Annotated in this window: 21 protein-coding genes and 3 rRNA genes; 19 read left to right on the forward strand and 5 right to left on the reverse strand. The window is 62.9% G+C overall.

All coding sequences use genetic code 11. From position 1 onward, the window contains the following. The first annotated feature begins 41 nt into the window (after positions 1 to 41). From QF047_RS22175 to QF047_RS22205, 7 genes are all read left to right on the forward strand, one after another. Complete coding sequence (locus QF047_RS22175; protein ID WP_307281617.1) at positions 42 to 725, forward strand: hypothetical protein; 684 nt, start codon at positions 42 to 44, stop codon at positions 723 to 725. Positions 726 to 926: 201 nt separating this feature from the next. Further along, positions 927 to 2,018 carry an iron-siderophore ABC transporter substrate-binding protein gene (locus QF047_RS22180; protein WP_307281619.1) on the forward strand — a complete coding sequence of 364 codons (1,092 nt, stop codon included), beginning with the start codon at positions 927 to 929 and terminating at the stop codon, positions 2,016 to 2,018. Between the two features lie 64 nt (positions 2,019 to 2,082). Then, positions 2,083 to 3,120 (forward strand): FecCD family ABC transporter permease, encoded by a 1,038-nt coding sequence (locus QF047_RS22185; protein WP_373427826.1) that lies wholly within the window; start codon positions 2,083 to 2,085, stop codon positions 3,118 to 3,120. Beyond that, on the forward strand, positions 3,117 to 4,232 hold the full coding sequence (locus QF047_RS22190) for a FecCD family ABC transporter permease (protein ID WP_373427788.1): 1,116 nt from the start codon (positions 3,117 to 3,119) through the stop codon (positions 4,230 to 4,232). The genes QF047_RS22185 and QF047_RS22190 overlap by 4 nt, the downstream gene beginning before the upstream one ends. Position 4,233: 1 nt before the next feature. Beyond that, positions 4,234 to 5,049: an ABC transporter ATP-binding protein gene (locus QF047_RS22195; RefSeq protein ID WP_307281624.1), complete on the forward strand. Its 816-nt coding sequence runs from the start codon at positions 4,234 to 4,236 to the stop codon at positions 5,047 to 5,049. After that, positions 5,046 to 6,086, forward strand: a complete 1,041-nt coding sequence (locus QF047_RS22200) for a siderophore-interacting protein (protein WP_307281627.1) — start codon at positions 5,046 to 5,048, stop codon at positions 6,084 to 6,086. Before QF047_RS22195 ends, QF047_RS22200 begins: the two co-directional genes overlap by 4 nt. A gap of 346 nt (positions 6,087 to 6,432) precedes the next feature. After that, positions 6,433 to 7,278, forward strand: a complete 846-nt coding sequence (locus QF047_RS22205) for an SGNH/GDSL hydrolase family protein (RefSeq protein ID WP_307281631.1) — start codon at positions 6,433 to 6,435, stop codon at positions 7,276 to 7,278. Here the strand turns inward: QF047_RS22205 and QF047_RS22210 are convergent. Then, entirely contained in the window at positions 7,275 to 7,580 is a 306-nt protein-coding gene (locus QF047_RS22210; protein ID WP_307281634.1) for a YciI family protein, read from the reverse strand. The genes QF047_RS22205 and QF047_RS22210 overlap by 4 nt on opposite strands. 63 nt (positions 7,581 to 7,643) lie before the next feature. On the opposite strand from QF047_RS22210, the gene QF047_RS22215 reads away from it, so the two are divergent. Further along, positions 7,644 to 8,132: a MarR family winged helix-turn-helix transcriptional regulator gene (locus QF047_RS22215; protein ID WP_307281636.1), complete on the forward strand. Its 489-nt coding sequence runs from the start codon at positions 7,644 to 7,646 to the stop codon at positions 8,130 to 8,132. Positions 8,133 to 8,204: 72 nt separating this feature from the next. Beyond that, positions 8,205 to 8,966 (forward strand): SGNH/GDSL hydrolase family protein, encoded by a 762-nt coding sequence (locus tag QF047_RS22220; RefSeq protein ID WP_307281638.1) that lies wholly within the window; start codon positions 8,205 to 8,207, stop codon positions 8,964 to 8,966. Positions 8,967 to 8,984: 18 nt separating this feature from the next. Here QF047_RS22220 and QF047_RS22225 read toward each other — a convergent pair whose 3' ends face one another. The 3 genes from QF047_RS22225 to QF047_RS22235 are packed head-to-tail and all read right to left on the reverse strand — an operon-like array spanning position 8,985 to position 11,771. Next, positions 8,985 to 9,734, reverse strand: a complete 750-nt coding sequence (locus tag QF047_RS22225; protein WP_373427827.1) for an FAD:protein FMN transferase — start codon at positions 9,732 to 9,734, stop codon at positions 8,985 to 8,987. A gap of 55 nt (positions 9,735 to 9,789) precedes the next feature. Then, positions 9,790 to 10,302, reverse strand: coding sequence for an FMN-binding protein (locus tag QF047_RS22230; protein WP_307281642.1), 513 nt, complete (start codon positions 10,300 to 10,302; stop codon positions 9,790 to 9,792). Next, positions 10,299 to 11,771 carry a ferredoxin reductase family protein gene (locus tag QF047_RS22235; RefSeq protein ID WP_307281644.1) on the reverse strand — a complete coding sequence of 491 codons (1,473 nt, stop codon included), beginning with the start codon at positions 11,769 to 11,771 and terminating at the stop codon, positions 10,299 to 10,301. Before QF047_RS22235 ends, QF047_RS22230 begins: the two co-directional genes overlap by 4 nt. 328 nt (positions 11,772 to 12,099) lie before the next feature. On the opposite strand from QF047_RS22235, the gene rpmB reads away from it, so the two are divergent. The 10 genes from rpmB (at position 12,100) to QF047_RS22285 (ending at position 23,459) form a co-directional block, all read left to right on the forward strand. Then, a complete protein-coding gene (gene rpmB / locus QF047_RS22240; RefSeq protein ID WP_104043693.1) occupies positions 12,100 to 12,336 on the forward strand; it encodes a 50S ribosomal protein L28 in 237 nt (78 codons plus the stop codon). Next, a complete protein-coding gene (gene rpmG / locus QF047_RS22245; protein WP_013602737.1) occupies positions 12,336 to 12,503 on the forward strand; it encodes a 50S ribosomal protein L33 in 168 nt (55 codons plus the stop codon). The genes rpmB and rpmG overlap by 1 nt, the downstream gene beginning before the upstream one ends. 2 nt (positions 12,504 to 12,505) lie before the next feature. After that, positions 12,506 to 12,811, forward strand: a complete 306-nt coding sequence (gene rpsN / locus QF047_RS22250) for a 30S ribosomal protein S14 (protein ID WP_102976597.1) — start codon at positions 12,506 to 12,508, stop codon at positions 12,809 to 12,811. A gap of 682 nt (positions 12,812 to 13,493) precedes the next feature. Then, positions 13,494 to 15,019 (forward strand): 16S ribosomal RNA (locus QF047_RS22255). A 538-nt stretch (positions 15,020 to 15,557) separates the two neighbouring features. After that, positions 15,558 to 18,682, forward strand: a 23S ribosomal RNA gene (locus QF047_RS22260). Positions 18,683 to 18,918: 236 nt separating this feature from the next. After that, positions 18,919 to 19,035, forward strand: a 5S ribosomal RNA gene (gene rrf / locus QF047_RS22265). The 16S, 23S and 5S rRNA genes sit together here, the layout of an rRNA operon. 273 nt (positions 19,036 to 19,308) lie before the next feature. Next, the gene (locus QF047_RS22270; protein ID WP_307281647.1) at positions 19,309 to 20,316 is read left to right on the forward strand and encodes a LacI family DNA-binding transcriptional regulator; all 1,008 of its coding nucleotides are present in this window, start codon (positions 19,309 to 19,311) and stop codon (positions 20,314 to 20,316) included. 119 nt (positions 20,317 to 20,435) lie between these two features. Next, positions 20,436 to 21,308 (forward strand): sugar-binding domain-containing protein, encoded by an 873-nt coding sequence (locus tag QF047_RS22275; RefSeq protein ID WP_307281650.1) that lies wholly within the window; start codon positions 20,436 to 20,438, stop codon positions 21,306 to 21,308. Next, positions 21,292 to 23,061 carry a glycoside hydrolase family 2 TIM barrel-domain containing protein gene (locus QF047_RS22280; RefSeq protein WP_307281653.1) on the forward strand — a complete coding sequence of 590 codons (1,770 nt, stop codon included), beginning with the start codon at positions 21,292 to 21,294 and terminating at the stop codon, positions 23,059 to 23,061. Before QF047_RS22275 ends, QF047_RS22280 begins: the two co-directional genes overlap by 17 nt. After that, complete coding sequence (locus QF047_RS22285) at positions 23,037 to 23,459, forward strand: hypothetical protein (RefSeq protein WP_307281656.1); 423 nt, start codon at positions 23,037 to 23,039, stop codon at positions 23,457 to 23,459. Before QF047_RS22280 ends, QF047_RS22285 begins: the two co-directional genes overlap by 25 nt. Here the strand turns inward: QF047_RS22285 and QF047_RS22290 are convergent. Then, positions 23,434 to 23,785, reverse strand: a 352-nt coding sequence (locus QF047_RS22290; RefSeq protein ID WP_307281659.1) for a hypothetical protein, incomplete at its 5' end; no start/stop codon positions are given. The two genes, QF047_RS22285 and QF047_RS22290, sit on opposite strands and share 26 nt — an antisense overlap.

Raw genomic sequence — 23,785 nt, forward strand, 5'->3', positions numbered from 1 at the left:
GCCCGTGGAGAATGACGGCCTTCCCTTGAAAGGCACCGCAAATGCGCCCAGCACATCGCGCCGCCACCTTCATGGCGCTCACCGCCGCCGCAGCCCTCACCCTCACGGGCTGTGCCGACGGCACTGCCGGTGACAGCGGTTCCTCCAATGGCACTGCCGCCCAGAGGGCTGAGGCAAGCCCGCCAGCATCAATCATTCCCGTCGCCACCTCTTCTCCCGCTCCTGCCGGGCCGGTGACCTTCACCTTCGCAGATGGCCGCCTGTCCTTTGCCCACCCGGAGGGGTGGCGTGTGGAGCATGAACAGGTTTCAGCGTCCCCTGCGGTGGAGACTGCGGCAGTCTTTGATGCCAGCGGCAACGAGCAGGTCGCCATCTACTACAGCCAGGTCGGTGACGCCACCGCCGGTAATGTCTCCAGGTTCGTACTCGAGACGGACCCGGTGCCAGGATTGGTCGGGGCTGCGGTTCCTACGCCCAGTTCGTCGTTCTTTGTTGATCACGCTCTTGGGGCTGCTACTTACCGCATGGAGCTAACGGCGGGATCGCCGGTCTCGCCCGACGGGCAGGTGCAATACGGCCCGATCAAGCTCGGCGACCGCATTTTGACCGCAGACGTGCTGTTCACCGGTCCGCCGTTCGCGGGCGATGAGGCGGCGAAAGCGTGGTACTGGGGTGCTGAAGGCCAGGCGCTGAAGTCGGCGCTGATGAGCTTCTCCTACCGCTGAGGCAGCAAGAGGAACCTCCCCGCGGGGGGCGGCTCCTCTTGCTGTTGTCCTGCCGAACCGCATCTTGCCTGTCCAGGTCCGTTCGGCCGCCAAAAGTGTGTCTTTCGTCATACGAAGGGAATAAGGTACGGAAACGTTGCGTAATCTCTCCAAGGGTAGGCTAGCCTTACTTGAGTTCGCTTCCGCCACTTAAGGAGTTCCGTGACTTCCCCCCTCTTCCCCGGGCCCAGCACCACCCGCCGCACCCTGTTGAAATCAGCCGGCAAGGCCACGGCCGTCCTGGCCGCAGCGGCTCTCACCCTCTCCGCCTGCTCGACGGGCCCGGCAACATCCAGCACGGATTCCAGCGCACCGAGCTCCAGCAGCGCGCAGTTCCCGGTCACCATTGACCACGTCTACGGCAAGACGATCATTGAGAAGCAGCCAACCCGCGTAGCCACCGTCTCCTGGGTCAATGACGACGTTGCCATTGCCCTCGGTGTTGTGCCCGTAGGCGTTCCCAAGAACGAATGGGGCGGCAACCATCAGGGCTCCACCCCCTGGAAGGACGCAGCGCTGAAGGAACTCGGCGCGGAATTCGGCTCAGGCAAGGCCCCGGTGCAGTACTCCGAGGCGGACGGCATCAACTTCACCGAGATCGCCAAGCTCAGCCCGGACGTAATCCTCGCCGCCTACTCCGGCCTCACGGAAGAGGACTACAAGAAGCTCAGCGAGATTGCCCCCGTCGTGGCCCACCCCGAGCTGGCCTACGGTACCTCCTGGCAGGACGCCACCACCATCATCGGCAAGGCCCTCGGCAAGGATGCCGAAGCAGCCAAGCTGGTCTCCGATACTGAGACCACCGTCAAGGAAGAAGCCGCGGAGTACCCGCAGCTCGCCGGCAAGACGTTCATCTACGGCTACGCCCTTCCCTCGGACCTGACCCAGACGGGTATCTACACGGCCAATGACAACCGGCCGAAATTCCTGACCTCCCTGGGGATGAAGCTCGCCCCGGTTGCCGAGCAGGCGTCCGCAGGCTCGAAGGAGTTCTTCGTGCCGTGGTCCGCCGAGAAGGCGAACGAACTCAACTCCGACATCTTCCTTAGCTCGGTTGAGGACGCCAGCGAGGCAGACGCCATCAAGAACGATCCCCTGCTCGGCCAGATCCCGGCCGTCAAGAACGGTGCCTTCGTCGCGGACGCGGACAAGAGCCTGGTCCTGGCAGTCTCCGCCTCCTCCCCGTTGAGCCTGCCTTGGGCGCTGGCCACGTTCCTGCCGCAGCTGGCCACTGCAGCGGACGCAGCGAAGTAGCACCGGCTCCGTGACGCAGAGTACGACGACGGCGGCCCACCAGCCGCGGATTCCCGGCACTTCCGTGCCGAAAAAGGGAGCGCGTGCCCTTTTCCGGAGGGATGCTTCCAGCGGGCGCCGGGCAGCCTGGCTGCTGGCCGCCGTCGTTGTACTCGCCCTCCTGGCCGGGGCTTCCCTGGCCATCGGGGCCCGGGGGCTTCCCCTGGAGACGGTGTGGCAGGCCCTCACCGCCTTTGATCCTGCCAACGGTGACCACGCCGTGATCCATGCCCGCATCCCGCGGACGGCCCTCGGCCTGCTGGCCGGCGGGGCACTCGGGCTGGCCGGCGCCGCCATGCAGGGCGTGGCCCGCAATCCGCTCGCCGACCCGGGGATCATGGGCGTTAATGCCGGCGCCGCCCTGGCAGTAGTGACCGGCATCTACCTCTTTGGCGTCGGCTCACTGTCCGGGTACGTCTGGTTCGCTTTCCTCGGTGCCGCAGCAGCCGCCGTCGTGGTTTACCTCATCGCGTCACTGGGCAGGGACGGTGCCACGCCGGTGAAGCTCGCCCTGGCTGGTGCCGCGCTCAATGCCGGCCTGTACTCGCTGATGAACGTCATCCTGGTCTCAAGCCAGGACACCCTGGACCGCTTCCGGTTCTGGCAGGTGGGCGGCATCGCCGGACGCGACTGGCCGGTGCTGCTGGCCGGGCTCCCGTTCCTGGCCGCCGGGGCAGCCATCGTGCTGCTGACAGGACGGGTCCTCAACAGCCTGGCCCTGGGTGATGACATCGCCCGCGGCCTCGGCCAGCGCGTGGGGCTGGTCCGCGGCATTACCGCCCTCGGAATCGTCCTGCTGTGCGGTGCGGCCACCGCCCTGGCCGGGCCCATCGCCTTTGTGGGCCTTGTGGTTCCGCATGCCGTCCGCTTCCTCACCGGCCCCGATTACCGCTGGATCCTGCCGTTCTCGCTGGTCCTGGCGCCGGCGCTGCTCCTCGGCGCGGACATCATCGGCCGCGTAGTCCTGCTCCCCGGTGAAGTGCCCGCCGGCATCATGACCGCCCTCGTCGGCGCGCCCGTCTTCGTCTGGCTCATCCGCCGCGGCAAAGGGGCCGGGCTGTGACACTCGCCAAATCCCCCGTTGACCTATCACTTAACGCTGCCAAAGAGGGGCCAGAGGGACCAAAAGTGATAGGGCACCGCCGCGGCGGGCAGCTCTTGAGCCGCACCGCCGTCCTGGCCGCCGCCGTCGTAGTCCTCTTCGCCGTCTCCATCCTGCTGGGCAGCTACACCGTCACCATCCCGGACTTCTTCAAAATCCTTATCGCCCACCTGACCGGCGGTGAGAGGATCCCCGGCGCCAGCTTCATCGTGATGGAGAACAAACTGCCGCGGGCGGTCATCGGCACCATGGTCGGCCTCGCGTTTGGCCTGGCCGGCGCCCTGTTCCAGACCATGCTCCGCAACCCGCTGGCCAGCCCGGACGTTATCGGAATCAGCTACGGTGCCAGTGCGGCCGCCGTGGTGGCCATCGTGGTGTTCGGCGCCTCCGGTGCCGCCGTTTCCGGGGCAGCCCTGGGCGGCGCGCTTGGCGTGGCGGCCATCATCTACGCGATCTCCACCGGCGGCACCCTGCGCGGAGCGGGCCGCGGTGATGCCGCCGGGAACCGGCTCATCCTGGCCGGCGTAGGAATCGCAGCGGCGCTCCAGGCCGTGATCAACTTCCTGATGACCCGCGCCGATATCCGCACCGCGGCTGACGCCCTCGTCTGGCTCAACGGATCCCTCAACTCCGCCAACTGGCACCGGGCCGGTGTTCTGGCCGTTTCCCTCGCGGTCCTGATCCCCGCCGTGGCCGCCATCGCCGGCCCCTTGCGCATCCTGGAGCTCGGCCCCGATGCCGCCGCCGGGCTGGGCATTAAAGTACGTGCCACCCGGCTCGCGCTGGTGATCATCGCTGTCTCGCTCGCAGCTGTGGCGACGGCGGCAGCCGGGCCGGTCTCGTTCGTCGCCTTCCTGTCCGGCCCCGTCGCGCGGCGTTTCACCGGAAAGGCCAGCCTCCCGGCGTCGGCCCTGGTGGGTGCCCTCATTGTGTTCGCGGCCGACTACGTTGCGGCCAACCTTGCCCCCCTGCTGCTGGACGGCACCGTTTTGCCGGTGGGTGTGATCACCGGCGCGCTCGGCGCCCCGTTCCTGCTGTGGCTCCTGGTCACGGCCAACCGAAAGGATGCCTGACGTGGCAGTTCTCAACGCCAAAGACCTGACGCTGAAATACGACCAGCGCTGCGTCGTGGACGGCCTCAGTGCCGAGATTCCCGAGGGCAAGGTGACCATGATCGTGGGCGCCAATGCCTGCGGAAAGTCCACCCTCCTGCGCGGCCTGTCCCGGCTCCTCAAGCCGGCGGCCGGTGCTGTGACCCTGGACGGCAAGGACATCCACTCCCGGCCGGCCCGCGAACTGGCCCGCACCCTGGGCCTGCTCCCGCAGCACCCCACGGCGCCCGACGGCATCAAGGTCCGCGACCTGGTGGGGCGAGGGCGGTACCCGCACCAGGGCCTGTTCCGCAGCTGGAGCGCGAAGGACGACGCTGCTGTCCAGCGTGCGCTGGAAGCCACCGAGACGCTGGCCCTCGCCGAGCGGAACGTGGACGAACTGTCCGGCGGGCAGCGGCAACGGGCGTGGATCGCCATGGCACTGGCCCAGGAAACGGAGGTGCTGCTCCTGGACGAGCCCACCACCTACCTGGACCTCGCGCACCAGGTGGAGGTCCTGGACCTGGTGACGGACCTGAACCGCCAGCGGGGCACCACCGTGGCCATCGTCCTGCACGACCTGAACCTGGCCGCCCGGTACGCGGACAACGTGATCGCCATGAAAGGCGGCGCCGTGGTGGCGGTGGGTGCGCCCGGGGACGTGGTGACCGAGGGGCTGGTCCGCAGCGTCTTCGGCCTCGAATCCCGCGTCATCCCCGACCCCGTGTCCGGAACCCCGTTGATCATTCCCATCGGCCGACACCACGTCCCTGCCAACGAACTGGAGCTCGTTTCATGAAAACCCGCGATGTTGCCGCTACCGAGCCCATGACCCTGGCGTTTGAGGTCACTGTTTCTTCCGTGCAGGAACTGAGCCCCAACTTCCGCCGGATCACGTTCGGCGGTTACTCTCTGCGCGACTTCGGCGTGCACGGCGACACCCTTGACCTCCGGATCAAGCTCATGATCCCGTCGCTCGCCGCCGACGGCACCCCGCTGCCCCTTCCGGCCTTCAAGATGGCCGAAGCCGGCTGGTACCGCGAATGGCTGGCCATGGACCCGGCGGTGCGGGGTTCCATGCGCACCTACACCGTCCGGCAGGCCCGCCTGGACGCCGTGTACCCCGAGATTGACGTCGACTTCGTGATGCACTTCGATGACCACGGTGAAGGCGGGCCCGCCGCCAACTGGGCCCTCAATGCAAAGCCGGGCGACGCCGTCACGATCATCGGACCCAACAACCGGGCAGCGCACTGCGTCACCGCCGAAATCTACTCCGGCATCGAATGGCGGCCCGGGCTTGCGCAGCGCGTCCTGCTCGCCGGCGACGAAACAGCCATCCCGGCCATCTCCGCCATCCTGGAAAGCCTGCCCGGCTACATGACCGGCCACGCCTTCCTGGAAGTCCCCGAAGCAGGCGACTTCCTCGAATTGACCTCACCCGCCGACGTCGAAATCACCTGGCTCGCACGCGGTGCCTCCCTTGGACGTTCCCGCCCGCACGGCGAACTGCTCCGGGACGCCGTGCGCAAGGCCGTGCCCGTGCCCGGCTGGGTGGGCATCAAAGCAGCCGACGGCGGTGCTGGCCCGGAGCCCGAGGACGTCGACGTGGACGTGGACATTCTCTGGGAAACCCCCGCCCGCATGGAAACCGCCGAAATCCAGGCAACCAAAAACCCCGGCATGCCCGCCGGCGCCATGCCCTTCTACGCCTGGATCGCCGGCGAAGCCGCAGTCATCAAGGACATGCGGCGGTACCTTGTCCGGGACGTCGGGATTGACCGGAAGCAGGTTGCTTTCATGGGGTACTGGCGCCAGGGCAAGGCTGAGGGCTAAGGCTCCTTTCACTGGACTCCGTGGCGGCGGAAGGTGCATCCTCTGCGTGCGTCGTGACTGGGGCGCCGGCGGGGCGGTTTTGCCGTCGCTTAGACACCTCCTTTCGCTCATTACGGCCGCGGACGGCCTTCACTTCGCTCCAGTCGGCGATGCGCTCCTACGCAAAACCGCCCCGCCGGCTCGTTGCGCCCCTCGCCGTTGCTGCCGTTCCTGAAACGCGGCATCAGATCCTGCGGCTAAACCGGGAACGCGCCATCACGTCCTGCGGCTAAACCGGGAACGCGCCATCATGTCCTGTTCATCCCGGCGTCGTTCTGGCTTTTCCTTGGCCCGCTACTTTTGGTGCGTGCGTCCTGAACCTTTGCTTCCTGAATCCGGGCGGCGGGTTTTTGTTGCTCTTGGGGACTCTTTTACTGAGGGCGTGGGGGACCGGGACGAACGGTTGCCCAATGGGGTGCGTGGCTGGGCGGACCGGGTGGCCGAGAAGCTCGCGAAAGCACAGCCTGGTTGGCGGTATGCCAATCTGGCGATCAGGAGCAAGCGGCTCCGGCATGTAGTGGGAGAGCAACTCGAGCCGGCGCTGCGGATGCGGCCCACCCTGCTGACGCTCTATGCCGGCGGCAACGACATCCTTGACGTGAAGACGGACATGGCCGCACTCATGGCCGACTATGAAAAGCTCGTTGCCCGGCTTGCCGGAACGGGTGCCACGCTGGTGCTCTTCACCGGCTTTGATGTCAAGGTTTCCGCGCTGCTGGAGCCGTTGAAAAAGCGCAACACCTTCTACAACGAGCGGGTCCGGGCCATCGCTGAAAAGTATGGTGCCGTCCTTGTGGATTACTGGTGCCTGGAGGCCTTCCACGACCGCCGCATGTGGGACTCGGACCGCCTGCACATGTCCAAGGCCGGCCACAAGTACCTTGCGGGCCAAGTGCTGGACCGACTGGGTGTCCCGCACAAGATCCGGCCCAAGGACTGGGATCCGCCACCCAGGCTCAGCCTGCGGGAGTGGGAACGCCACCAGCGGCGCTGGGTCCACGACTGGGTCCTGCCACTGTTCGGGCGCAAACTGCGGGGAGTTACCTTGGGCGATGCGCTCACCCCGCGGTGGCCCGAACCGGTCAAGGTGCCGCGCAAGGGCGGGCTGAAGAAGCTGGTGCGGGAGCCGGCCGACGGCGGGCCCACGCCTTAAGTGCTGGGCGTCGGCGGGCTGTCCAGCAGGTTCTCGAAACCGGGAGCCACCCTGCCGGCGTGGAACTCCATGATTTCGAATTCAGCTACCCCATTTGTGTAAAACGGGTCCTTTGCCAGGCTGGCGTCGAGGGTGGCGCGGTCGGCCTGGGACAGCAGCAAGCCGCCGGTCCGGGGGACCTTGCGACCGGCAGCAATGAACACGCCGTCGTCGAATGCCTTCTGCAGCCAGGTGATGTGCGCGTCATTGTGGAAGTCAACGATGTCCTGGGGAACCCGGTAGGTCAGGGAGACAACATACATGCACCCAGCCTACTGGCCTGCCGCGACGCTACTTGAAGTATCAACCCACCGTAGAATGGGGTTATGACCGAACCCCGCTGGCTTAGTGCCGACGAACGCCGTGCCTGGCTGGCCCTGGTGAGTATCAACACGCTGCTCCCGGCGGCCCTCGATACGAAGCTCCACGCAGCGGGGAAATTGTCCCTTTTCGACTATACGGTCCTGGCCATGCTTTCCGAGGCGGAGGAACGTTTCCTGCCGATGAGCGAGCTGGCCGCCCGCAGCAGTGCTTCCCTGTCGCGGCTGTCGCACGTGGTGACCAAGCTGCAGAAGCGGGGTTGGGTGGAACGCCGGCCGCACCCCCACGATGCCCGCGTGACAACAGCCCACCTCACTGAAGAAGGCATGGCGACCATCGTGGGCCTCGCGCCCGGCCACGTCGAGACGGTACGTGACTTGTTCCTTGACGCCCTTGACGAGCAGGACGTCCTGGACCTGGCGCGGATTGGCGAGAAGGTAGTGGGCAGGCTGGACTCGGACCACTGGATTTTGCGGGAGACCCCGGGCGCATAGCCTGCATTGCCGGACAGCTGGAGGTAGCACCTGAACTTGGTTGCCCCTGGCAACGGATGGCAAACTGGCCAGATGGATTTCACAACCCGCTTTGTAGCCCTTGGTGACTCCTTCACCGAAGGCGTGGGCGACGACGATCCCACCCGCCCCAACGGCGTCCGCGGCTGGGCAGACCGCGTGGCCGAACAGTTGGGCGCCGCCGATCCCGGCTTCGGTTACGCCAACCTCGCCATCCGCGGAAGGAAACTCCGCCGGATCCTGGCCGAGCAGGTGGACGCCGCCGTCGAACTTAAGCCCACCCTGGTGAGCATTTACGCGGGAGCCAACGACATCCTCCGGCCCCGGATCGACATTGACGACCTCCTGGTGGAGTACGACGACGCCATCGCCAAACTGCGCGCCACCGGTGCCACCGTGGTGATGTTTACCGGCTTCGACGCGCGCGGCTCGAAGGTGTTCAGCACCATGCGCGGGCGCACAGCCATCTACAACGAACTGATCCGCGGCATTGCCGGAGACCACGGCGCCTTGCTGGTGGACTACTGGCGGTTCAGCGAATACTACGACTGGGGCATGTGGGCGCAGGACCGGATGCACATGTCCGCCGCCGGGCACGCGAATATGGCCAAGCGTGTGCTGGACGTCCTGGAACACGACCATTCCATTGACATCCCGCCCATGACCCCCGTTCCCGAGCTGAGCGGACTGGATGCCATCCGCGCGAACGCCCGCTGGTTCCGCGAGTATGCCGGGCCGTGGGTTGTCCGTAGGGTTACCGGAAAGTCCTCCGGGGACAACCTGCAGCCGAAGTACGCCCAGTTCACACGGCTGTAGCCTCCGTCCGCAGCCAGGTCAGGCGGGATGGAAAGCCGGAGTGGCCAGCATGGAGCCGTCCACACGGATGGCCAGGACGTCAACATCCCAGTTGTCCGCAGCGCGGTTCAGCATGGGTGTTCCACCGGCCACGATCGCCGTGGCCAGGACATCCGCGGTGACGATGTCCGCGGCAGCCACGCTGACTTGGACAAATTCGCTGCCGCTTCCCACCCTCCAGATGTGCTCGCCGCGTTCGACGGAGCCGGAGGTGGCGATTGCGCTGTGTCGGCTCTTGCCGCCCAGTGCGTAACCAGTAATCAGGGTGCGGCGATCCGCGGGGTCCACGATACCGGCCTTCCACCGCTTGGTAGTGCCGGGGTGTGGGGAGCCGCTGACCAGCACGTCGCCGCCGGCATTGAGGCACCAGTCGTGCCGCCCCAGGGCAAGGAGCGAGGTTCCGGCCTCGCGGATCGCGTGACCCTTGATGATCCCCGAAAGGTCCAGCACGCCGTCGGGCCGTTCAGGGGTGAAGGCGCCCTCCGTCCGCAGCCGCCATTCATGCGCCTCGGCATACCGCTCACGCAGCTGGGCTGAGGCGGCCGGCAACGTCAGTTCGCCGCGGGCCAGCCTGCCTGCTTCCGAATCCTGGCGGTAGAGGCTGAATTTTTCGTCCAGGTTCCGGAACAGGCGTTCGACGACGGCGGTGGCGGCGGTGAGCTCATCGAACCGCGGCTGCCCTTCCGTGGGAGAGCCGACGGGCAGCGTCAGTCCGATGACGGTCCCCATGCACTCAAAGGTGCGGGACTTCAGGAGGAAGCCGTCGGTTGCGACCGGCAGGGCATTAGAGGTTGGCTGCATCGATGGCTGCCTGGAGTGAGGTCAGGTAGGCGTCGCTGGTAATGGTGGCGCCGCTGACGGTTTGGACATCTGCCGACTGTGCCGCCAGGACCTTGCTCTTGAGCAGGGGTGCCGCGCGGTTGCTGATCTGGATCGACTTGCCGTCGGTGTTGGTCAGCTGGAGGGCTGTGACATCCGTGATCTTTCCGTTGGCCACTGTGATCTGGACCTGCACGGGACCGAACCGGGTTTGCACAGCGGTTCCCTTATAGGTGCCGGAGGAACCGGAAGAGCTCGTCGAGCCAGAAGAGCTCGAGGTGCCGGAGGACCCGGACGATCCAGCCGACCCGGAGGAACCCGAGCCGGTCGAACCCGTACCCGCCGAACCCGTGGTGCCTGTCGCCGTCGTACTTGATGCGACGGTGCTGATGCCACCCACCTGGGTGCCTGCCTGCCAGCCCGCCAGGAGGATCCCGGCCGAGGCCAGGGCCGCTGCCACTGTTCCGCGTATTTTCACCAGTCAAACCTTTCGTGATGGATCTGTTCCCCGGGGACGCCGGCACTTCCGGCATCCTCTATGACGTTGGCCGCCCAGGCCGCCGGACCACAGACGTAGACGTCCGCATCCGCGATGTCCGGCACGTAGGAGGCCAGGCTGTAGCCGTTCCGGACGGCGTCCTCGGGAAGCCAAGTGGAGGGGCCGTGGGCCCGGGGCCCGGTGACATGGAAGAGCCGGACCCCACGGGCCTGGCAGAGGTCAAGGATTTCGTTGCTGAGGTAAAGCTCCTGGTTTGTGTGGCCGCGGAGCAAGACCGTCGCCTCGCCGGGAGCGAAGGGGGTGGTTTCCAGAAGGGCGCGCAGGGGGGTGATGCCGATGCCGGCGCCGATCATCACTACCTTGTTCTTGGTCCGGGCGGCCGTGCTGAGCAGCCCGTAAGGACCTTCCAGCGCCACCTTGGTCCCCTTTCGCAGCCGGAGGAGCTGGGCCGAACCGTTTCCAAGGTTCCGAACGGTGACCCGCAGCGTGCCCTGGCCGTCCGGACCGTGGAAGACAGGTTCGGCGGACAGGCTGAACGGATGGGGATGCCACCACATTCCCGGGGCCAGGAAGCGCCAGATGAAGAAGCGTCCGCCCGTTCCCGCCAGCTGGTCCAGTCGGCGCCCTCTCATGACTATGTTCACCACGCCCGGCGCCACAGCCTCCACCCTGGCCACGGTCAGCTGGTGCCGTGCCGTGGCCAGCACCGGTTCCAGGACGCGGAAGTACAGCAAGGCGCTGCCTGTGTAGATGCAGATGGCAAGCCAGTACCAGCGCTGCCAGGTGCCTGCCGCGAAGAGCCCGCCCACACTGAACTGGTGGGGCAGCGACGTTGCCACCGCGGCATACGTGAGGAGGTGGACCACATACCAGAACTCGTAGGGAAAACGGCGGCGGACAGCCACCAGCGACGTCACCACGACAGCGATGAAGAGCGCCATGGAGACGAACGCCAACCACATGTCGGGCACCTGGACCCACAGGTTGATGGACTCGCTGACCGGATCCAGTCCTTCGGCCATGCCGTACCCAATGACGAGCAGGCCACCGTGTGCCAAAAGCAGGTAAAGGGAGGGCTTGCCCAGCTTGCCGTGGAACTCCAGCGCGCGGTCGTGGCCGATGGTGCGGTCAATGAAAGGGATTCTTGCCGCCAGGAGGAGCATGAGCAGGACCAGGTCCATGCCCGCCAGCCCGCCCACGATCCCCGCCGCCGTGAACAGTGAGGCGGGTGATGTGATGTTGGTGGCCCCGCCGTCGGCAAGCCAGAGGGAAATTGCGGCGGCAACGGAGGCCCAGGCAATGACCGTCAGGAGGTCCGTCCGCAGCATGCGCTGCCGGTACTGGCGGGCGAACCAGCCGCGGGCCGGCCACTTCGCTGATGGTGATGAAAGCTCCGGGCGGCCGGAGCTGCTGGTGGCCGGAGTTGCCGGCGGGAGCTGCGTCTTCATGCTTCAAAGATGCTCCCGGAAGCTTTCATTAAGCTGTGAAAAGGCGCCTGTATTTGCTATGTCTGCAGGCCAGTTGCAGGCGGGCGCTTATACACCCTCTTCCACCGGATTGGTCTTTAATTGCGTGAACTCGTAGACTTGGTAGGCGCTAAGTGCGCGGAGCGTGCGCAATTGCTCCGGTTGCCCGGTAATTTCTCCAGGGTGGCCGGTAGTTAGGGGCTCAAGTTGCGTGACTAACCGTTGCCCTTCTTCACTTTTGGGTCGCCCTTAGCAGCATGGTCCAGCAGCAGATATGCGGATCATTACTTTCAATTCTTGAGGAGAAGTCATGGCAGCACACTGCCAAGTGACCGGGGCCGAGCCGGGCTTTGGGCACAGCATTTCGCACTCGCACCGCCGCAACAAGCGTCGGTTCGATCCGAACATTCAGAAGAAGCGCTACTGGGTTCCGTCCCTGCGCCGTAATGTCACGCTGCAGGTATCTGCAAAGGGCATCAAGACCATCGACGTACGCGGCATCGACGTTGTCGTCGCCAGCATTCTCGCTCGTGGGGTGAAGCTCTAGTGGCTAAGGACAAGGACGTACGTCCGATCATCAAGCTCAAGTCGACCGCGGGCACGGGTTACACCTACGTAACCCGCAAGAACCGTCGTAACGATCCGGACCGTATGGTCCTGAAGAAGTACGACCCCAAGATCCGCCAGCACGTCGAATTCCGAGAGGAGCGCTAAACATGGCTAAGAAGTCCAAGATTGCTCGCAACGAGCAGCGCAAGGTCATCGTTGAGCGTTACGCTGCAAAGCGCCTTGAGCTGAAGAAGACCCTGGTTGACGAAAATGCAACCGATGAAGCACGCGAAGCAGCCCGCCTGGGCCTGCAGAAGCTGCCCCGCAACGCGTCCCCGATCCGTCTGCGTAACCGCGACATCATCGACGGCCGCCCCCGCGGTACCCTCCAGAAGTTCGGTATCTCCCGTGTCCGCTTCCGCGACATGGCACACAGGGGCGAGCTCCCTGGCGTTACCAAGTCTTCCTGGTAATTCAGTACTGCTGATACCGGCTGCTTGAGAAGGGCCGGCAACCTCACGGTTGCCGGCCCTTCTGCTGTTTAAGCCGCATGCCCGGTGATTGAGCCTGTCGAAGTACCCAGTGATTGAGCCTGTCGAAATCAGGGCCGTGTCGCAGCACACAGGCTGGAAGTACGACGGCGGTTAGCCCACCGAGGGTGCCCATGTCCGGTTCTGCCCCGGACTCCCGGGGTTCAGGACCGCCTCCGGAGGGGATTTGCGGTGGTGCCAGTGGAGGTGTATTGTTTTCTAAGTCGCCGCGGGGGAGACAGTGAAGAGCTGGTCACCGCGGGCGGCCAAAACCCCCAAATAAAGACCAAATCTGGCAGGGCTTTCGAGCGCCGCAGAAGAGGTGGGGACGACTCCCCACCGATGAAGATCCTGGAACACGGATTTGCATCGGGACGGCGGGTCGGGTAAGTTTTAAAAGTTGCTCCGGAGCGATCCTGAATGTTTGGTTTGGGTGGTGTCGGGTGTGTCTGTTGTTTGAGAACTCAATAGTGTGCCAAGTTTGTTGATACCGATTTTTTATTAAATTGGTTGGATTTGCCGGGCTGCCCGCCCCTGTGGGTGGTCTGGTTTTTACAGCTGGTTTCAAATTTTGTGCAGCTTTTGGTCCCGTTTTCCCGGGGCTGGGGGTTGTGTCTGTTTTTCTTCAACGGAGAGTTTGATCCTGGCTCAGGATGAACGCTGGCGGCGTGCTTAACACATGCAAGTCGAACGATGATCTCCAGCTTGCTGGGGGGATTAGTGGCGAACGGGTGAGTAACACGTGAGTAACCTGCCCTTAACTCTGGGATAAGCCTGGGAAACTGGGTCTAATACCGGATATGACTGATCATCGCATGGTGGTTGGTGGAAAGCTTTTTTGTGGTTTTGGATGGACTCGCGGCCTATCAGCTTGTTGGTGAGGTAATGGCTCACCAAGGCGACGACGGGTAGCCGGCCTGAGAGGGTGACCGGCCACACTGGGACTGAGACACGGCCCAGACTCCTACGGGAGGCAGCAGTGGGGAATATTGCACAATGGGCGCAAGCCTGATGCAGCGACGCCGCGTGAGGGATGACGGCCTTCGGGTTGTAAACCTCTTTCAGTAGGGAAGAAGCGAAAGTGACGGTACCTGCAGAAGAAGCGCCGGCTAACTACGTGCCAGCAGCCGCGGTAATACGTAGGGCGCAAGCGTTATCCGGAATTATTGGGCGTAAAGAGCTCGTAGGCGGTTTGTCGCGTCTGCCGTGAAAGTCCGGGGCTCAACTCCGGATCTGCGGTGGGTACGGGCAGACTAGAGTGATGTAGGGGAGACTGGAATTCCTGGTGTAGCGGTGAAATGCGCAGATATCAGGAGGAACACCGATGGCGAAGGCAGGTCTCTGGGCATTAACTGACGCTGAGGAGCGAAAGCATGGGGAGCGAACAGGATTAGATACCCTGGTAGTCCATGCCGTAAACGTTGGGCACTAGGTGTGGGGGACATTCCACGTTTTCCGCGCCGTAGCTAACGCATTAAGTGCCCCGCCTGGGGAGTACGGCCGCAAGGCTAAAACTCAAAGGAATTGACGGGGGCCCGCACAAGCGGCGGAGCATGCGGATTAATTCGATGCAACGCGAAGAACCTTACCAAGGCTTGACATGAACCGGAAACGCCTGGAAACAGGTGCCCCGCTTGCGGTCGGTTTACAGGTGGTGCATGGTTGTCGTCAGCTCGTGTCGTGAGATGTTGGGTTAAGTCCCGCAACGAGCGCAACCCTCGTTCTATGTTGCCAGCACGTGATGGTGGGGACTCATAGGAGACTGCCGGGGTCAACTCGGAGGAAGGTGGGGACGACGTCAAATCATCATGCCCCTTATGTCTTGGGCTTCACGCATGCTACAATGGCCGGTACAAAGGGTTGCGATACTGTGAGGTGGAGCTAATCCCAAAAAGCCGGTCTCAGTTCGGATTGGGGTCTGCAACTCGACCCCATGAAGTCGGAGTCGCTAGTAATCGCAGATCAGCAACGCTGCGGTGAATACGTTCCCGGGCCTTGTACACACCGCCCGTCAAGTCACGAAAGTTGGTAACACCCGAAGCCGGTGGCCTAACCCCTTGTGGGAGGGAGCTGTCGAAGGTGGGACTGGCGATTGGGACTAAGTCGTAACAAGGTAGCCGTACCGGAAGGTGCGGCTGGATCACCTCCTTTCTAAGGAGCACCTACGGATTGTTCATGCCATGTATGTGGTGTGGGGGTTTGTCAGGAGTAAAAGCCCGTTGCGCAGACGCAAGTTCTGCGGCGGGTGCTCATGGGTGGAATATCAACAAATAGCGGCTGCTTGTGTTTCTTTCTTGTCTAGTACGGATGCTTTGGTGTCCTGGAACGGCGGGGTTGGGGTGCGGGTGGTTTAGTGTTTGGCACACTGTTGGGTCCTGAGGCAACAGGGCCGGGGGTTGTTCGTGGCTTTGGCTGTGGTTCCCCTGGGTTTGTTTGTTTCTGGTTTCCTGGCTGCACCGGTCATGCGCGGAGGCCCTTTCGGGGGTTGTTGTGTGGGGTGTGTGGTTTGGGGTTGTTGTTTGAGAACTACATAGTGGACGCGAGCATCTTTTATAAGAAGCAATTTCCAAGAATATGAACCTGGATCTGGCTGCGCTTGGTGATGACTGGCCTCTTTTTGGGGGTTGGTGGTTGTTGGGTGTGGTTGGTTTTCGTGGTTCTCTCGTGAATTAGTTTTTTGATCTTTTGTGGTCAAGTTTTTAAGAGCACACGGTGGATGCCTTGGCATTAGGAGCCGAAGAAGGACGTAGGAATCTGCGATAAGCCTGGGGGAGTCGATAACCGGACTGTGATCCCAGGGTGTCCGAATGGGGAAACCCCGCCAGGCGCGCGAGTGATCTGGTGACCCGCATCTGAACACATAGGGTGCGTGGAGGGAACGCGGGGAAGTGAAACATCTCAGTACCCGCAGGAAGAGAAAACAATAGTGATTCCGTTAGTAGTGGCGAGCGAACGCGGATCAGGCTAAACCGTTCCATGTGTGATAGCCGGCGGGCGTTGCATGGTCGGGGTTGTGGGACTTTCCGTTCTGTCTCTGCCGGGACAGTGGGGTGTGATGTGCAGGCATAGGTGAACGGTCTTGAAAGGCCGGCCAGAGAGGGTGTGAGCCCCGTAACCGTAATGTTGTGTACCGCCCGGAGAGTATCCCAAGTAGCACGGGGCCCGAGAAATCCCGTGTGAATCTGTCAGGACCACCTGATAAGCCTAAATACTCCCTAATGACCGATAGCGGACCAGTACCGTGAGGGAAAGGTGAAAAGTACCCCGGGAGGGGAGTGAAACAGTACCTGAAACCGTGTGCTTACAATCCGTCGGAGCAGCCTTGTAGTTGTGACGGCGTGCCTTTTGAAGAATGAGCCTGCGAGTTAGTGTTACGTCGCGAGGTTAACCCGTGTGGGGAAGCCGTAGCGAAAGCGAGTCTGAATAGGGCGTTGCAGTGGCGTGATCTAGACCCGAAGCGAAGTGATCTACCCATGGCCAGGTTGAAGCGACGGTAAGACGTCGTGGAGGACCGAACCCACTTCAGTTGAAAATGGAGGGGATGAGCTGTGGGTAGGGGTGAAAGGCCAATCAAACTTCGTGATAGCTGGTTCTCCCCGAAATGCATTTAGGTGCAGCGTTGCGTGTTTCTTGCTGGAGGTAGAGCTACTGGATGGCTAATGGGCCCTACAAGGTTACTGACGTCAGCCAAACTCCGAATGCCGGTAAGTGAGAGCGCAGCAGTGAGACTGTGGGGGATAAGCTTCATAGTCGAGAGGGAAACAGCCCAGACCACCAACTAAGGCCCCTAAGCGTGTGCTAAGTGGGAAAGGATGTGGAGTTGCCCAGACAACCAGGAGGTTGGCTTAGAAGCAGCCATCCTTAAAAGAGTGCGTAATAGCTCACTGGTCAAGTGATTCCGCGCCGACAATGTAGCGGGGCTCAAGTACACCGCCGAAGTTGTGGCATTCAGATTTTTGCTAAGCCCTTGTGGTTCAGGCGTCTGGATGGGTAGGGGAGCGTCGTGTGGGCGGTGAAGTCGCGGTGTAAACCAGCGGTGGAGCCTACACGAGTGAGAATGCAGGCATGAGTAGCGAAAGACGGGTGAGAAACCCGTCCGCCGAATGATCAAGGGTTCCAGGGTCAAGCTAATCTGCCCTGGGTAAGTCGGGACCTAAGGCGAGGCCGACAGGCGTAGTCGATGGACAACGGGTTGATATTCCCGTACCGGCGAAAAACCGCCCATGCTGAACAGGGGATACTAACTGCCCGAGACCTGCCCGATCACCCTTGTGGTGTGAGGGTTTTGGTGGAGCGCAGGACCTGATCCTGGGAGGCAAGCGTATTAACAGGTGTGACGCAGGAAGGTAGCCGAGCCGGGCGATGGTTGTCCCGGTCTAAGGATGTAGGGCGAACGGTAGGCAAATCCGCTGTTCATGATGCCTGAGATCTGATGGGACCCCCGTTTGGGGGGATTTGGTGATCCTATGCTGCCGAGAAAAGCATCGACGCGAGGTTTTAGCCGCCCGTACCCCAAACCGACACAGGTGATCAGGTAGAGAATACTAAGGCGATCGAGAGAATTATGGTTAAGGAACTCGGCAAAATGCCCCCGTAACTTCGGGAGAAGGGGGGCCCCAACCTTGATGGACACAAGCTGTCCGGAGGGGATCGGGGCCGCAGAGACCAGGGGGAAGCGACTGTTTACTAAAAACACAGGTCCGTGCGAAGTCGCAAGACGATGTATACGGACTGACTCCTGCCCGGTGCTGGAAGGTTAAGAGGACCGGTTAGCCTCACGGCGAAGCTGAGAATTTAAGCCCCAGTAAACGGCGGTGGTAACTATAACCATCCTAAGGTAGCGAAATTCCTTGTCGGGTAAGTTCCGACCTGCACGAATGGAGTAACGACTTCCCCGCTGTCTCAACCATAAACTCGGCGAAATTGCAGTACGAGTAAAGATGCTCGTTACGCGCAGCAGGACGGAAAGACCCCGAGACCTTTACTATAGTTTGGTATTGGTGTTCGGAGTGGCTTGTGTAGGATAGGTGGGAGACGTTGAAGCCCGGACGCCAGTTCGGGTGGAGTCATCGTTGAAATACCACTCTGGTCACTTTGGACATCTAACTTCGGCCCGTAATCCGGGTCAGGGACAGTGCCTGATGGGTAGTTTAACTGGGGCGGTTGCCTCCTAAAAAGTAACGGAGGCGCCCAAAGGTTCCCTCAGCCTGGTTGGCAATCAGGTGTCGAGTGTAAGTGCACAAGGGAGCTTGACTGTGAGAGAGACATCTCGAGCAGGGACGAAAGTCGGGACTAGTGATCCGGCGGTACATTGTGGAATGGCCGTCGCTCAACGGATAAAAGGTACCTCGGGGATAACAGGCTGATCTTGCCCAAGAGTCCATATCGACGGCATGGTTTGGCACCTCGATGTCGGCTCGTCGCATCCTGGGGCTGGAGTAGGTCCCAAGGGTTGGGCTGTTCGCCCATTAAAGCGGTACGCGAGCTGGGTTTAGAACGTCGTGAGACAGTTCGGTCCCTATCCGCTGCGCGCGCAGGAAATTTGAGAAGGGCTGTCCTTAGTACGAGAGGACCGGGACGGACGAACCTCTGGTGTGTCAGTTGTACTGCCAAGTGCACCGCTGATTAGCTACGTTCGGATGGGATAACCGCTGAAAGCATCTAAGCGGGAAGCTCGCTTCAAGATGAGATTTCCATACACCTTGTGTGTGAGAGGCCCCCAGCCAGACCACTGGGTTGATAGGCCGGATGTGGAAGCGAGGACTAACGACTCGTGAAGCTGACCGGTACTAATAGGCCGATAACTTACACCACACACCATTCACCGTGAACGGACTCTTCGAAAGACGTTCACACCAGGTGATGGTAAAAAGAAACAAGACTGCTTGCGTCCACTATGTGGTTCCCAAACAACAAACCAAACCAATGGTTTCGTTGCTACAGGAACACACAATTGAATAACAACACCACTGCTGCATCACTGCAGAACATGTTGTAACCACAGATTTCCCACACCACCCCGCAAAGGGGTGTGTGACGGGTAGAAGGGTTACGGCGGTCATAGCGTGGGGGAAACGCCCGGTCCCATTCCGAACCCGGAAGCTAAGACCCACAGCGCCGATGGTACTGCACCCGGGAGGGTGTGGGAGAGTAGGTCACCGCCGGACATAAATTAAAGAGTAGGGCCCTGACAAACAACGTCAGGGCCCTACTCTGCTTTAACCCCCAAAACCACCAACACGCACCACCACCTCCCGCACCCATCCAGGGAACCCCCCATCACCTTCCGCACCGGTCCGGGGGACCCCCATCACTTTCCGCACCGGTCCGGGGGACCCCCATCACTTTCCGCACCGATCCGCGAAACCCTCCACCAGGTTCTGCCCGGACCCGGGGAAAGCTCCGGACTGTCCCGACCAGGCCCGCCTAGACTTACCGTCATGGCCTCACGTTCCCGCACACCCCGCATCCAGAGAGCAACGATCCTGGATGTTGCGGCCGCCGCGGGCGTCTCGCGCCAAACCGTGACCCGCGCGATGAACGAGATGCCAGGGATCAGCCCGGCCACCCGGGAGCGAGTCCAGCAGCTGGCGGTAGAGCTCGGTTACACGCCCAGCCGATTTGCGAAGGGCCTGGTGCAGGGAGCCCGGACTTCCCTGGGGCTGGCCATACCGGACCTCACCAACCCGTATTTCCCGGCTTTTGCGTCCAGCGTGGTGGAAGTAGCAACCCAGCGCGGCTGGAACGTGGTGGTTGATGATTTTGGCCACGGCAGCGGGAGCGGCCTGGATGCCGTAACCCGGCTCGCACCGCAGGTTGATGCCCTTATCGGCTATCTCGGAGCGCTCTCGAATGATGCCCAGGCCATGATGGGCCGGCGCCCGGTGGTGGTGCTGGATTATCCGGCGGGGCAAGCTGCCGGGGGCATCTCTTTCGACTACTTGCACGGGGCCGGGCTTGCACTCCATCGCTTCGAGGCGGACCATCGCCGGCGGATCGCCTACCTCGACTCGGACCAGGAGGGCCCGGCCACTACCCGTGGAGTTGCCGTGGCCGCAGCGGCCGCCGATGCGGGCATTGAGCTCATCGTCCGCCGCAGCGCAGACACCGCGCCCGCGGCCCGCGGCGCAGTCCGGTCAATGCTCGAGGAACACAGCGGGATCGACGGGCTGCTGGTGTTCAATGACCTGATGGCGGCGGGGGCCTTGAAAGCCCTGTCCGACACCGGAAGGACTGTTCCCGGGGACTGCGCGGTGATTGGGATGGACGGTATACCCCTGGGGGAGCTCGTGACGCCGGAGCTGACCACGCTGGCACTGGACCTCAGGGCGGTAGGCCGGTCCGCCGTCGACCTCGTGGACAATCTTCTCAGCGGCGCCATCGAAGCCGGGAGTGAGGAGGCCAAGCTGATCCTCAAGCACCAGCTGGTGCTTCGGCAATCCGCCTGAACCCTACTCAAGACGGGCAAATAACGGTAGGCTGGGTTCGTCACCGTGAACGTTCACGTCCCGCTGCGCGTGCAGATCTGCTGACACCCTCGGGATAAACCCATGAAGCAAGGAAGCCCATGCCAGTTCACTCCCCACCGGTCCTCTCCGGCAAGTTCCCTGAAACCCCTGCAGAGTCCCGGAGCCTGGCACTAGGCGCAGAGGCCATCGCGGATCTGGTCTCCCTGGAACCTGGGAAAGGAACGCTGCCGGCACGGGCCTACCTGCACAGCGACGCCCCGCGGTTGTCACTGAACGGGGACTGGCAATTCCGGCTCAGCGCCGGAATCAGGGTGGCTCCTGGCGGCTGCTGGCAGCTGGGGGAGGACCTGGAGGGCTTCGGCATCCTGCCTGTCCCGTCCAGCTGGCCCATGCACGGCCACGGTGCACCCGCCTACACCAACGTCCAGTTTCCGTTCGCCGTGGAGCCGCCGCAGGTCCCCGAGGCCAACCCCATCGGCGACCACGTGATGGTCTTCGAGGCCGGGCCCGAATTCCTGCCGCACGCGCTGCTGCGGTTCGATGGCATCGAATCTGCCGGAACGGTGTGGTTGAACGGCGTGGAACTCGGCACCACACGGGGCAGCAGGCTGGCCCATGAATTCGACGTGACCGGAATCCTCAAACAGGGGAAAAACATCCTGGCCGTGAGGGTGGCGCAGTTCTCCGCCGCCAGCTATGTGGAGGACCAGGACATGTGGTGGCTCCCCGGCATCTTCCGTGACGTCTCGCTGCAGGCCCGCCCGGCGGACGGCATCGACGATGCTTTTGTCCACGCTGGATATGATCACCGCACGGGCGAGGGCATCCTTTCCGTGGAGGTGAGCCGGGGCGGGCAGGCGATTGACGCCGTCGTTCGCCTACCGGAGCTGGATGTGGAACTGGCCGCGGGTACTGAGGTGCGCATCCCCGCCGTCGAACCCTTGGTCCGCGGAGGTGCCCCGGCTGTATGAGGCAACCATCAGTGCACCCGGCGAGACGGTAACGCTGCAGGTGGGCTTCCGTTCGATTGCCATCGAGGACGCGCAGTTCAAGGTCAACGGACGGCGGATCCTGCTGCGCGGCGTCAACCGCCATGAGCACCACCCGCGCCTTGGACGCGTGGTTCCCCGGGACGTCGTGGAGGCCGAGTTGCGGCTGATGAAGCAGCACAACATCAACGCCATCCGGACGTCCCACTACCCGCCGCACCCCGACTTCCTGGTCCTCGCGGACCAGTTCGGCTTCTACATCGTGCTGGAGTGTGACCTCGAAACGCACGGCTTCGTGAGCGCTGGCTGGGCCCAGAACCCAAGCGATGATCCCCAGTGGGAGGAGGCTCTGGTTGACCGCATGCGCCGGACCGTGGAGCGTGACAAGAACCACCCGGCAGTGATCATGTGGTCACTGGGCAATGAGGCCGGCACAGGCAGGAACCTCGCGGCCATGTCGCGCTGGGCCAAGGACCGGGACCCGTCGCGCCCCATCCATTACGAAGGTGACTGGTCCTCCGAGCACGTTGACGTCTATTCCCGGATGTACGCCAGCCAAGCGGAGACGGCCCTGATCGGGCAAGGAATTGAGCCGCCTCTGGACGACACCGCGCTGGACGCCCGACGCCGGTCCATGCCTTTTGTGCTCTGCGAATACGTGCACGCCATGGGTAATGGCCCCGGCGGCATGACGGAGTACCAGGAGCTTTTCGAGAAGTATCCGCGCCTGATGGGCGGGTTCGTCTGGGAATGGCTCGAACACGGCATCACCATCACATCCTCGGACGGGGGCCGGCACTATGGCTACGGCGGCGACTTCGGTGAGGGAGTTCACGACGGCAACTTCGTCACCGACGGCCTGGTGGACGCCGACCGCAACCCCAGGCCAGGGCTGCTGGACTTCAAGAAAGTCATCGAACCTCTCCGCATCACAGTGGCCGATGACTGGTCCGGCTTCACCCTCCGCAACGGACAGAACTTCGCGGACACGTCCACGTTCAGCTTCCGGTACATGGTAGCGGCCGACGGCGGCGCGCCCGAGGGCGGGATAGTGGACGTTGCGCCGGTGTCACCTCAGGATGAGGCATTTGTGCCGCTTCCTGCCGGCCTTGCGGCTCTGGCTTCGGGGCTGACTTACTGCCGCGCTTCCGTCCTGACCGTGAGTGCGTTCCTCGCCGCTGAAACGGCCTGGGCCCCGGCGGAGCACGAAGTTGCGTGGGGGCAGTCAGTACGTGAAGGGGGTTCCCCTGGCAACGCGTCGCCGGTTGAGCCGGTGCATGTCCTGGACACCGAACTTCAGCTGGGGCCGGTGCAGTTCAGCCGGATCACCGGCATGCCCACCTCTATTGGCGGCGTAGCGGTGGAGAAACTGGCGTTGACGTTGTGGTGGCCGCCCACGGACAACGACCTGGGCAGGGAGTGGGGCGGTGATGATGACCGCCCGCTCGCCACCCAGTGGAAGGACGCCAGGCTGAACCTGCTCCACGCACGATTGCTGGGTATCAGCGCGGAGGCCAGCCCTGAAGGCGGGGAAGCGCTGACGGTCCGTACGCGTGTCAGTGCAGCCGACAAGCACTACGGCGTGTTTGTGGATTACACCTGGACCAGCGATGGTGAAGCCGTTGCGCTTCGGACACAGGTCCGGCCTGACGGCGCCTGGGTAAACCGGGGTTTGAGGTTGAATGGGCCCGGATCGGACTGGAACTTGTGGTGGCTGACGAGGCTGCGGCCGTGAGCTGGTTCGGCCAGGGCCCGCATCAAAGCTACCCGGATACGGGGCAGGGAACCCGGATGGGATGGTTCGCAATGCCATTGGCGGAAATGGACGTGGACTACGTCCGGCCCCAAGAGTCGGGGGTCAGGTCCGGCGTCCGGTGGGCGGCAGTTGAGATGGGTGGCAGCACGCTCGAGATTTCCGGCGATCCTTTTGCGCTGACGGTCCGGCCCTACAGCCAGGACGTTTTGGATAAGGCGAACCACCGGCCGGACCTGAAGCCGGATGGGCGGACTTACATCTATCTCGACCATGCCCTCCGGGGAGTGGGAACTGCTGCCTGCGGCCCGGGTGTGCTGGAGCCGTACCGCCTCAAGCCCCGCGAAGCCGACTTCACGCTGGTGCTTTCGGTGCGTTAGCAGACGCAGCGCGAATGTGAGCTAGTACATAAGGCGCCTTGTCGGGGGGCTGGCGCCTTTCGGTGCGCTGCGCGCCCCTGAAATTCCTTGGTTTTTGGGGGTTTTGGGGGGTGTGGGGGTGGATTTGCGGGTTGGTGTGTGGGCGTGTATTGTTTTCTGAGTCGCCGCCGCTGATGCGGAAAGTTTGCGGCCAACCCCCTTCTTCAAATGGCCTGGAAAATGGTTCGCTTTTGGGCGTGCCGGTTCGGGTGGGGCTGATCGTTCGATGCTGGTAATCGCGGAAACGTTGATTTGCAAAGCTGGTGCGGGTCGGGTAAGTTTGAAAA

Origin of the sequence: Arthrobacter sp. W4I7, assembly GCF_030816215.1 — a bacterium.
Lineage (GTDB): Bacteria > Actinomycetota > Actinomycetes > Actinomycetales > Micrococcaceae > Arthrobacter > Arthrobacter siccitolerans_A.